10 protein-coding genes are annotated in these 11,216 nt (G+C 61.2%); 4 read left to right on the forward strand and 6 right to left on the reverse strand.

Annotation, left to right across the window (positions count from 1 at the left end; all coding sequences use genetic code 11):
• The first annotated feature begins 309 nt into the window (after positions 1–309).
• The 4 genes from EL18_RS09625 to EL18_RS09640 all read left to right on the forward strand — a co-directional run bounded on the left by EL18_RS09625 (position 310) and on the right by EL18_RS09640 (position 5,496).
• Positions 310–1,971, forward strand: a complete 1,662-nt coding sequence (locus EL18_RS09625; RefSeq protein WP_036482294.1) for a patatin-like phospholipase family protein — start codon at positions 310–312, stop codon at positions 1,969–1,971.
• A gap of 41 nt (positions 1,972–2,012) precedes the next feature.
• Positions 2,013–2,210 carry a hypothetical protein gene (locus EL18_RS09630; RefSeq protein ID WP_036482297.1) on the forward strand — a complete coding sequence of 66 codons (198 nt, stop codon included), beginning with the start codon at positions 2,013–2,015 and terminating at the stop codon, positions 2,208–2,210.
• 1,131 nt (positions 2,211–3,341) lie between these two features.
• The gene (gene mutL / locus EL18_RS09635; RefSeq protein ID WP_036482299.1) at positions 3,342–5,204 is read left to right on the forward strand and encodes a DNA mismatch repair endonuclease MutL; all 1,863 of its coding nucleotides are present in this window, start codon (positions 3,342–3,344) and stop codon (positions 5,202–5,204) included.
• A gap of 61 nt (positions 5,205–5,265) precedes the next feature.
• Positions 5,266–5,496 carry a DUF2093 domain-containing protein gene (locus EL18_RS09640; protein ID WP_036482302.1) on the forward strand — a complete coding sequence of 77 codons (231 nt, stop codon included), beginning with the start codon at positions 5,266–5,268 and terminating at the stop codon, positions 5,494–5,496.
• 9 nt (positions 5,497–5,505) lie between these two features.
• On the opposite strand, the gene lpxK is transcribed toward EL18_RS09640, so the two are convergent.
• The 6 genes from lpxK to EL18_RS09670 form a co-directional block, all read right to left on the reverse strand.
• Positions 5,506–6,546 (reverse strand): tetraacyldisaccharide 4'-kinase, encoded by a 1,041-nt coding sequence (lpxK, locus tag EL18_RS09645; RefSeq protein WP_036482305.1) that lies wholly within the window; start codon positions 6,544–6,546, stop codon positions 5,506–5,508.
• Entirely contained in the window at positions 6,543–7,868 is a 1,326-nt protein-coding gene (gene waaA, locus EL18_RS09650) for a lipid IV(A) 3-deoxy-D-manno-octulosonic acid transferase (protein WP_036482307.1), read from the reverse strand. Before waaA ends, lpxK begins: the two co-directional genes overlap by 4 nt.
• Positions 7,865–8,617, reverse strand: a complete 753-nt coding sequence (locus EL18_RS09655) for a lysophospholipid acyltransferase family protein (RefSeq protein WP_244444546.1) — start codon at positions 8,615–8,617, stop codon at positions 7,865–7,867. The genes waaA and EL18_RS09655 overlap by 4 nt, the downstream gene beginning before the upstream one ends.
• 39 nt (positions 8,618–8,656) lie before the next feature.
• A complete protein-coding gene (locus EL18_RS09660; RefSeq protein WP_036484456.1) occupies positions 8,657–8,908 on the reverse strand; it encodes a DUF4170 domain-containing protein in 252 nt (83 codons plus the stop codon).
• 119 nt (positions 8,909–9,027) lie between these two features.
• Complete coding sequence (locus tag EL18_RS09665; RefSeq protein WP_036482312.1) at positions 9,028–9,828, reverse strand: 3'(2'),5'-bisphosphate nucleotidase CysQ; 801 nt, start codon at positions 9,826–9,828, stop codon at positions 9,028–9,030.
• A complete protein-coding gene (locus EL18_RS09670) occupies positions 9,815–11,158 on the reverse strand; it encodes a TldD/PmbA family protein (protein WP_036482315.1) in 1,344 nt (447 codons plus the stop codon). Before EL18_RS09670 ends, EL18_RS09665 begins: the two co-directional genes overlap by 14 nt.
• Between the last annotated feature and the right edge of the window lie 58 nt (positions 11,159–11,216).

Consider the following 11,216-nt stretch of genomic DNA (forward strand, 5'->3'; position numbering starts at 1 on the left):
AAAAGCGGCTGCTCCTTGCACGCCGTGCGAAGGTAATACGGGGCGGATTGCGGGATTTTCTCGGTGGGGCGAGATCGAAGCATGTCGCTCAAGAAACAGTCGTTGGGTCACATTGCAGCGCGGGGCGGGCGGCCTTCAGCTTGTCAGCCGGGTAGCGGACCTTAGCCGCACTGTAGAAAACGATCTCGCCCCACACTCAAAGCCGACATAGCTCAAACTTCCGGACGCAGAAAAAGTCGAAGATTGCGGAGCTTTGACACCGTTACGAACGAGTTGTACTGCTCTACCGCTTTTCACGGATGAGTACAGATGCACACCAAAGTATTCTGCGTTTTTGAAGGTGGGGGGGCAAAAGGTGTTGCTCACGTCGGAGCGCTTCGAGCCATCGAGAACGTCGATGATTATGAAGTTAAAGGCTTCGCAGGAACTTCGGCTGGTGCAATTGTCGCAGCGCTCGCTGCTGTCGGCTGGTCCTCCTATGAATTGGTAAAGCAGCATGATGACGGAAGAGTTGAGAGCCAAGCGCTTCAGGCGATCGGCAATGCTGGCGCGACGTCACTGGCCCAACTTTTTGGAGATGAGTGGAAGAAACTCGAACGGCTCGGCGGAACTGATAGCTCTGAGGGTCTAGGAACAGGTTGGCTTAGAAAAACACGGGCAAAGTGGCTTAGTATACTGATCTTTCTGGCTATGTGGCCGATGCTCTACCATGTTGGACGCTGGCTTGCTGGGGATTGGTCAGGATGGGCCAAAGTGTTGGTTGAGCTAGTCGCCTCGGGAGCGTGGATTAGCTATCTCATCGTCTGGGTGTGGGTACTTCGTACTCTTTATAAAACATGGTTCCATTTCCGGGGCGTAGCGAACATTGCACCTGTCATTCAGGTTCTCGATAAGCTTTTCGAGGCGAAAATTAACCCGAGGGGTGACAGGGTCACCTTCCGTGATGTGCGGGAGCAAAGCGGGTCCGACTTGAAGATCGTTGCCGCGAATATTCACTCGGGTGCTATGAAACTGTTCGACGCTGCTGGGACGCCTGACATTGCGGTAGCAGATGCGGTGGCCGCATCCGCCTGTATCCCGGTGGCGTTCTCTCCTGTTGAAATTGAAGGGCAACAATTTTGTGATGGCGGGATCGTTTCAAACCTTCCGGCTTGGACCTTCGATGATGAGCGGCTGCTAGATAACGAGAGCCTGATAGTTACTTGCGAACTCCTAGACGGGAACACCCGTAATATGGAAGGCAACGAAGTTGGAGCGCTGGAAGGAACTCAGTTGCTGCTCAGGATGGCTCGTACCGCTGTTTTTGGCGGCGCCGCTTTGAACACACGCGGGCTCCAGCACCACATCCGGATACCCTTGGAACCGGATGTGGGCATCTTGGAGTTCGACAAGACTGAGAAGCACTTGAAAGCGGTGGATGACGCAGAGAAGGTTGCTGAGCTCAGGATCGACAGTTACCGCTTTGAGCAGGAGAGCTTGACCGAAATCCATGACGGAGTTGTTGTCTATCTTCACAGCCTTGGCATCACCTGCTGCAGGTTGCGAGCTGCGCTGGTGCGTGAGGTCAAGCTCGTGGACAGCCCTCCCGCCGCATATACGCTCTGGTGCAATAAGGGTTTCGAAGGGTACAGGGACACTCGCCTGCTGCTACCCTTGGGGGAGTCGCTGGTAGGACGTAGCGTAAAAGAATGCCGTCCGTGCAGTTTAGACCTTACTGTTCCTCACGAGCGCAGCATTTATCACCGGCTGGATCAGCGACCGCTTGGCGCACAGATGTTACCGAATGATCGAAAATGGGTGGTCGTTGTCCCGTTCAACCGTTGGCCAGAAGGCCAGAACGACGTCCCTCCGGAGCACATTTCTGTTGCGGTGACGTTAGATGGTGATGTCTCACTGCCGGGCGATATGAGCGATCACCGCACGAAGCTTCGGAACATTGTGGACAAGCACGGGGTTTTTACCCCATATTAGCCCTCGAGATGCGAGGCGAGTGCCTCGCGAGGAGAACAACGATGCCTACAAGAAAAAAGAAGTTGTACTCGGTGAAGCGCCGGGCAGACGGTCTCAGCTTAAAGGAACGCTACCAACAGTTCCGGGAAGCAAAGGCTCAAGCTGTTCGAGAGATCGAGCAGCATGATCGAAAGATGGCAGCCTCTGCGCGCCGTCTTCTTTCGGTTCGTCGCGAGAATGAATTAGCGGCGCATGACTGAAGCTGCAGCGCGGCACCAGATCGTTGAACCAAGTTCCGCAATGAGCGGAAATCGTCAACACAACTAGGGCCGATGTACGTCAGCTGTTCGTGATCGGATCCTGTAAGCCGACAGTCGTTTCACGGCCCTACCAGCCGCACCATATGCTCCCGCAAACTTTCGGCCAACAACACAACACCACCACATTAAATCACCCCAATTTTATCCCCGCCCCCATCACCTCACCTATCATCCCCCCCATCGCCCTTGTCGGGAACCGGGTCCGGAGCCGGGGATCAGGAAGGGCGGCGGCAGCCTCCCCCTTGGGCATCGGTGGCTCAAGGCTTGTGAGGGCCCGCGACAGGCCGGCGGCCGGTGTCAAGATCGGTTGCGGAGAACCCGCCAGGGCGAGACCCGCCCGAGTGATCGGCCAATAGTCGGGACAGCGGCCGGACGGGCGGCCTGAGGGTCGCATTACTACTTCAGACGCGCGACGCTTTGGCCGCCCGTCTTCCCGAACCTGTTCACACCCCGGCGGCCAAACCGTGCGGGAGCGGAGGCATGCCCCATGGAAAGCCGATCGAGCCCGCATCTCCACTCCCGTCATCCCGGAAGCCGCAGGCTATCCGGGACCCATTGGAAGAACATGCAGGGCGCGGCCCGGGTCTCGCTCCCGCGCCCGCGGTTGCGCCTTCTGCGGCACCCGGCCCCGCTTCTCAATGGGTCCCGGGTCAAGCCCGGGATGACGGGTGTGGGGTGGGTGAAGGCATCGGGAGGTCGGCGCAGCACCCCCCTCTGTCCTGCCGGACATCTCCCCCTCAAGGGGGGAGATCACGCGGAGATATGGATGCGCCAATCGCCAAAGGTGCAGGAAGCGCACAGCTATCGCCACCGCCAATCTCCCCCTTGTGGGGGGTGAAGAGCGTTTGGCCAGCGGCCAAGGAAAAGCCAACCACTTGGCTTTTCCAGCGATGAACGCGCGAAGCCATAGCGCAGCGCATCCTGGCAAGGCAGAGGGGGGTGCTGCGCCGTCGCCGAAGGAAGAGCCCGCCCCTCGCCCGCCCGCACCTTCCACTCACAGGTGGGGAGAAGGCTGCCTTCGTCATTGCCCCACCCTTCTCCCCATCCCCGAATCCGCCTAAAATCGCTGCCATGACCACAGCCCCCCGCACCATTCGCCAGTTGACCGAGACCGTGATCAACCAGATCGCCGCTGGCGAGGTGATCGAGCGGCCGGCGAGCGTCGTCAAGGAGCTGGTGGAAAACGCGCTGGATGCCGGCGCGACGCGCGTGGAGATAGCCACCGCCGGCGGAGGCCTGTCGCTGTTGCGGGTCATTGATGATGGTCACGGCATCCCGCCCGACGAAATACCGCTGGCCGTTTCGCGGCACTGCACCTCCAAGCTGTCGGACGATATTCACGCGATCCACTCGCTGGGTTTTCGTGGTGAGGCGCTGCCGTCCATCGGGTCGGTGTCGCGGCTGACGCTGCGCTCGCGCACGGCTGAGGCGGATTCGGCCAATGAGATCACGGTGGATGGCGGCAAGGTCGGTCCCGTGCGCCCGGTCGCGGCCAATCGCGGCACGACGGTGGAGGTGCGCGACCTCTTTTACGCCACGCCTGCGCGGCTGAAATTCATGAAGAGCGAGCGGGCGGAATCGAGCGCGATCACGGATGTGATCAAGCGTATTGCGCTTGCCTATCCCGATGTGCGTTTTTCGCTCACCGGCACGGATCGTTCCTCGACCGAGTTTGCAGCCGTTGCACCTGATGGTGAAGGCCTCCTGCAGCGCATCGCGCAGGTTCTGGGAAAGGAATTTCCCGAAAACGCGATACCAATCGATGCGGAGCGCGAGGGCATCGCGCTGTCGGGCTATGCGTCGATCCCGTCCTTCTCGCGCGGCAATGCGCTCAACCAGTTCGCCTATGTGAATGGTCGCCCCGTGCGCGACAAGCTGATCGCGGGAGCCATACGCGGGGCCTATATGGATGCGCTGCCGCGCGACCGGCACGCGGTCACCGCCCTCTTCCTGACGCTTGATCCGGAACTGGTTGACGTGAATGTGCATCCCGCCAAGGCCGATGTGCGCTTTCGCGATCCCGGACTGGTGCGCGGGCTGATCGTGGGTGCGATCCGCCATGCGCTTGAAATGAGCGGCATGCGTGCGGCGACCACGGGTGCCTCGGCCATGATGGACAAGTTCCTGCGCGCGGAAGCACCTGCTTCCCATTCGCCGGCTGCCTACCGTCACGACTACACCGCTCGCCCGGGCGAGCCATGGCGCGCGGAAACTTCGCCGAGCCGTCCGCTTGAAGCCGTAACACCCGTTGCTGCCGGTTTTGCGGAACCACGGCAGGCGACATTCGAAAGCGCGGTGACGCCAAGTGCCGATGCGCGCGCAGCGACAATCGAACCCGAACCGGAAGCGCTCAAGCACCCGCTGGGTGCGGCACGCGCGCAGGTGCATGAGAACTACATCATCGCACAGAGCGAGGACGCGCTTGTCATTGTCGACCAGCATGCCGCCCATGAGCGGCTCGTCTATGAGGCGCTGAAGCAGGCCATCCATTCGCGCCCCCTGCCCTCGCAGATGCTGCTTCTGCCGGAGATCGTCGATCTGCCGGAAGAAGATGCCGAACGGCTTGATGCGCATTCGGCATTTCTTGCGAAGCTTGGCCTGGGGCTCGAGCGCTTTGGCCCCGGTGCCGTGGCGGTGCGTGAGACGCCTGCCATGCTGGGCGAGGTGGATGTGCACAAACTCGTGCGTGATCTTGCCGACGAGATCGCCGAAAGCGACACCGCCGAGACGCTGAAAGAGCGCATCGACCACATCGCGGCCACCATGGCCTGTCATGGCTCGGTGCGTTCCGGACGGCGGTTGCGGGCGGAGGAAATGAACGCCCTTCTGCGCCAGATGGAAGCCACACCCGGCTCCGGCACGTGCAATCACGGGCGGCCGACCTATATCGAGTTGAAGCTTGCGGATATCGAGCGACTTTTCGCGCGCCGCTGAGCCGGGTTGATTTCCAGCCGATTTTGTGGCGCAAGAAGAGCGAATAACGAGGCGTATCGACATGAACAGGTTTGAAGGTCCCGGCGCGCGCGAAGCACGCATCCGCTACCTGGACGGCGATTTCCAGGTCCTGAGCCCGGGCGGCTTCGTACGTTGCGCGGTGACCGGCGATCCGATTTCGATCGAGGAGCTGAAATATTGGAGCGTCGAGCGCCAGGAAGCCTATATCAACGCACAGACATCGCTTGCCCGTGAAATCGAGATGAATCCGGAGCTGCGCAAGCGCGGCTGATCCGCGCTTCTAGCCGCGCTGCTTCAGCCTCCTTTGACGCGCGGCATTCACGGTCTCGCGTATGATCGCAGCCGGCGTTTCGGGCGTTTCGAAACGCGCTTCAATCGGCAGCACTTGCACCTTTTCGGCAAATGCGCGCGCATCGGCAGTACCGCTGGTCAGGCGCACCATGTCCTTTTCGGTGGTCACAAGCTCTGCCCCGTGTTCCCCGGCCAGCTCTTCCAGATCCGCAAAATCGTCATGAGAGAAGGCGTGGTGATCGGGAAAATCGCGTGTCGCGACCACTTCAGCTCCGAGCTCTTCCAGCGTGCGATAGAATTTCTGCGGGTTGCCTATACCCGCAAAGGCTACAACGCGCCGGCCTTCAAGCCGATGACCCTCCAGAGGACGGATATGCGCGGCTGCGACCGGACGGCCAGCGCGAGAGGCGCGGCGCACGACACGGGCGGCACCATCACCCTCGCCGATTGTGAGGATAGCTGTCGCAAAGCGCAGTTGTTCGATCAGCGGGGCCCGCATCGGCCCGCCGGGGATGACGTGACCATTCCCGAGACCGCGTCGGGCATCGACCACAATCAAAGCGTAATCCATGTGAATGCGCGCGCTCTGGAAGCCGTCATCCATGATGATGAAGTCGCAGCCTTCCTGCAGAAGACGCATTGCACCGGCAAGCCGGTCAGGCGTTACCACGACCGGCGCATGACGCGCCAGAAGCAAGGGTTCGTCACCCACATGGCGTGCGCTATCGTGCTCGAGATCAACGAGATGGGGCGCTGAAAAACTGCCACCGAAGCCCCGGGACAGAAAGCCCGGCTTCAGGTTCTGTTGCAGCGCCTCGTGCGCCAGCGCGATACAGACCGGCGTCTTCCCCTCACCACCAACCGTCAGGTTACCGACGCACAGGACCGGCGCCATGACCTCATGACGCGGCGCCTTGCGCATGCGCCAGGAAGCGACGGCTCCGTAGGCTAGCGAAAAGGGCCAAAGCGCCCAGGCGCGCCAGTCCGGCTTCTGCCACCAGAAGGGCGGTGCCTCGCTCCCCGAGCTCAAAGCTCGCCATCCCTGTGATTGCCCTCGAGCCTGCTTTGCAGGATGAGGGGGTGGATGAAGGGTTCCAGCGCGGAAACCGTGCGTGTGAGCGCGCCGGACATTTCCGCAACCGTCGCATGACCTGCCGCCATCATGCCCTTGCGCTTTTCCTCGTTGTTCAGGAGGAAATTGACGGCGCCGGCAAGCATCTGTCCATCGCGCACCAGGCGCGCGCCGCCTCCGCTTATCAGCTTTCGGTAGCTGTCGCGGAAATTCTGCACATTGGCACCGGAAAGCACGGCGGTGTCGAGCATGGCCGGTTCAAGCGGATTCTGGCCGCCCTCCCCTGTGAGGGAACGTCCCACAAAGGCAATTTCCGTCAGGCGCAGATATAGGCCCATCTCGCCGATAGTGTCGCCCAGTAGTACGTCCACATCGGCTCCCACGGGATCCTTGCTCGTGCGCGTGGCAACCTTCAGGCCCAACTCCTCAAGCGCTGCCTTGACGACTTCACAGCGCTCGGGATGACGCGGCACGATGATGCTCAGGAGGCCTGGATGACGGCGCTTTAGTTTCTGGTGCACTTCACCGGCGATCGTTTCCTCCCCCTCATGGGTGGAAACGGCAGCCCAGGTCGGGCGATCACCTATGGCCTCGCGCAGCGAGGCCAGCGCGTCCTCTTCTACGGGCGGCAAGGCGGTGTCGACCTTGAGATTTCCCGATACCGTGACCGGTCTCGATCCAAGCTTGCGAAAGCGCTCGCCGTCGACTTCGGACTGCGCGACCACATGCGAGAGGTTCTCGAACAGCGCTTCAGCCAGATAAGGCCGCTTGCGCCAGTTCTCGAAGGAGCGATCGGACATGCGGCCATTGACCAGAACCTGCGGGATGCGGCGCGCGCCCAGTTCAAGGATGGTCATCGGCCAGATCTCCGATTCCGCCATAATGGCAAGATCGGGCCGCCAATGGTTGAGAAAACGGTTAACGGCCGGCTTCAGGTCCAACGGCACATACTGGTGGATGACACGCTCGCCCAGACGCTCCGATGCCACGGAAGCCGAAGTAACCGTGCCCGTCGTCAAGACGATATTGATGCCGCCGGAAAGCAGATGTTCGATGAGGCCAAGAACCGCCACCGTTTCACCGACACTTGCGGCATGAACCCAGACAAGTGGACCCGCCGGGCGGGGACGGCTGGGTCGGCCATATCGTTCATGTCTGCGCGCGCGGTCTTCCTTGCCCTTGTTGACACGCCACCCGATATAGCCGCCGATCAGCGGATAGGCGGCTGCTCCCGCCCACCGGTAGGTGGCTAGTATCGCACGTGCCCAGATTTCGCTCATCCGGCATCAACAAGCTGATAGGCCCTGGCTGTCGCCGCGTTCAGCGAAGCCGTGACCTCCTGCCGCTTGGCCTCCATGGCCTGTTCATCAGCATCGGAAGGCACGTGAATGGGGTCACCCAATATCACGGCACGACGTCCGAATGGCAGATTGATGGTCGTCTTGTCCCAGGTCTTCTCCAGCACCTTGCGGCGGCTGGTGGCGATGGCCACGGGGACGATCGGGCGACCGGAAAGGCGGGCCAGTGTTACAATGCCAAGGCCCGCCTCACGCGGTGTGCCATGCGGGATATCCGCGATCATGGCGACGTTGCAGCCCTGGTCGATGGTGCGCTTGAGCTGGATCAGGGCACGAGCCCCGCCCTTCTTTGCGCTGTGCACGCCGGCACGACCACCGGATCCGCGGACCGTTTCGAAGCCGAGCTTCTCGGCCACGAGCGCGTTCAGTTCGGCATCGGCACTCTTGGAAAAGAGCGCCACCAGCCGGTGTCTGCGCGGATTGATTGTCGGTCCGAGAATATGCTGCCCGTGCCAGAGTGCGGCAATGGCCGGAGAGAATTCGGCAATCGCAGGTTCGACATCGGCAGAGCCTTTGACGGGCGGATTGGTCCAGGCGACGAAACGGATGGCCTGCGCCATGATGGAGGCAATGATCTGCTTGACCACCCGCGATCGCGCGAGCGGCTTGCGAATGCGCCGCCACAGTGCCTTCATCGGGCGCACACGCGGCGTATCCTGCCCAACCTTCATGACCGGCACTCCCGCCGGAACCTCGTCTTGCATACGTAATCAGCCCTTGTCGATCGTTCCGCCGTCCGGATCGAGCAGGCGATGCAGATGCACGATGAAATATCGCATATGTGCGTTGTCTACCGTTTCCTGAGCCTTGGCGCGCCAAGCCTTCTCGGCCGACTTGTAGTCGCCGTAGATACCGACGACATCCAGCCCATCGAGGTCGCGGAACGTCGCGCCCTTCAGAGATTCAAGTTCGCCACCGAAAACCAGGTGGAGCAACTGTTTGTTTTCTTTTTCCTCAGCCATGGCACCCATCATACCTTTTTCTGGATAAGATTATGGCAGTCCACGAATAATCGTGCCGCTCATGTAGATGAATTCACTGATTTTTGAAAGCAGGCGTGACGATTTCGCGCCTCGGCGGACTACTTCTGCGCAACCCGAGCGAGTGCCTCGACCATGTCGTCAAGAAATTCGCCGCTGCCTGCAGCCAGGGCCGAGAGCTTGTGGGAAGGGCCGGCATAGCGCGGCCTTGCGCCTTTTGCGTCACGCACCTCGCCGCCAGCTTCCGACAGCATCAGGTCGGCTGCTGCAAGATCCCAGTCATGCGCGTTCGGCTTCACGAAGGTTGCATCCATGGTCCCGCAAGCCACGAGCGCAATGCGATAGGCAAGTGAGGGTACATAGGGATGGGCATCGATCAGGTCCCTCGCCTCGTCCGGCAGCGCCTTGATCATCGGGTTCGGACCGCCCACCACCAGCCTGTCGGTGCGCTGCCTCACGGCCATGGGCTTGCCGTTCACGTATGCGCCGTGACCCAGGGCTGCAGTATAATGTTCCTTCTTTGCCGGGCATTCCAGGACGCCGGCAATGGTGCGACCGTCTTCGACAAGGCCAATGCTGACGCACCAGACATCGCGCCCGTCGATATAGGCGCGCGTGCCGTCGATCGGATCCACCACGAATGTGCGCGGTGCCTTCAACCGGTCGAGATCATCTGCCGTTTCTTCCGACAGCCAGCCATAACCGGGTCGCGCACGGGTCAGCACTTCCTGCAGATATTTGTCAACGGCGAAGTCCGCTTCGCTGACGGGCGATGTGCCGCCTTTCATCCAGACTTCCGGGTTCTGCCCGAAATAGCGCATGGCTATTTCACCGGCCTCACGAGCGGCCTGCGAGAGCAGTTCAAGTTCCTCGGCTGCTGGAATGCTGTCACTCACCGGCAAGGGTCATGCTTTCGATCATGATGGTGGGAGCGGCCACGCCGAAGTTGCGGTCAAGGTCGCTGGCGGGCTGCATGGAGAGGAACATGTCCTTCAGGTTGGACGCAATCGTCACCTCGGAGACGGGATAGGCGAGTTCGCCATTTTCGATCCAGAAACCTGCAGCGCCGCGACTGTATTCACCGGTGACCAGGTTCACGCCCTGCCCGAAAACCTCTGTCACGTAGAAGCCGTTCCTGATGTCGGCGATCATGTCTGCGGGGGACGTGTCGCCGGGTTCGAGGGCGAAATTGGTCGCGGTGGGATTGACCGATGTGCCGCCGCGCGCACCACGTCCATTCGTCTGCAAGCCGAGTTCACGTGCGACCGAGGACGAGAGCAGCCAGTGCGCGAGCACCCCGTTTTCCACCATTACAAGCTTCTCCCCCGAAACGCCTTCGCCATCGAAGGGACGGGAAGACTGCCCGCGCTTGCGCAACGGATCGTCCGTGATCGTGATTGCGTCGGAGGCGATCTTCTTGCCCATCATGTCACGCAGGAAGCTGGTCTTGCGGGCTACCGACGCACCATTGATCGCGCCGGCAAGGTGACCTGCCAGGCCCCGCGCCACGCGCGGATCGTACACCACGGGATAACGGCCGGTCGGCACCTTGCGCGCACCTATGCGGCGGGCGGCCCGTTCACCGGCGCGACGGCCGATTTCTTCTGCAGGGTCGAGATCGGAAAAATGCAGGCGCGAGGAAAAGTCATAGTCGCGCTCCATGCCCGTTCCCTCGCCTGCAATAACGCTGACGGAACGGGAAAAGCGGCTTGCCGTATACTGGCCGACGAAGCCCTCTGAAGTGGCAAGGACGAGACCACCGGAGCCGGCACTCGCGCCTGCTCCGGCGGAATTGGTGACACCTTCAACAGCAAGGGCGGCCTCTTCCGCCTCCAACGCGTCCTGCAACAGACGGTCGGGCGAAACTTCCGTCTCGTCATACAGGTCGAGATCAGGGAAGTCGGTCGCTAGACGGTCCTTCTCGACAAGTCCCTGATAGGGGTCATCGGGGGAAACGCGCGCCATGGAGACGGCGCGTTCTGCCAGCATTGCGGGGTCGGAATGAACCGTTGCGCCGACGCTCGCCACCTTCTTGCCAACGAAAACGCGAAGCGACATGTCATCGCTCTCCGCCGATTCGGTTCCCTCGACCTTGCCGAGCCGTACAGATACGCCATGGGAACGGGAGCGGACCACGACCGCATCGGCAGCATCGGCACCAGCTCTCTTCGCCGCTTCCACCAGTGCCTGTACACGGTCGAGAAGCTGTTTCCGGTTCGCGTTATCAGCCATGTGCAACCAATTTCCTTCGCAGCCAGGGAATGAATCATATCTGCGGTGCAGATCTGAA

Source organism: Nitratireductor basaltis, assembly GCF_000733725.1.
Lineage (GTDB): Bacteria > Pseudomonadota > Alphaproteobacteria > Rhizobiales > Rhizobiaceae > Chelativorans > Chelativorans basaltis.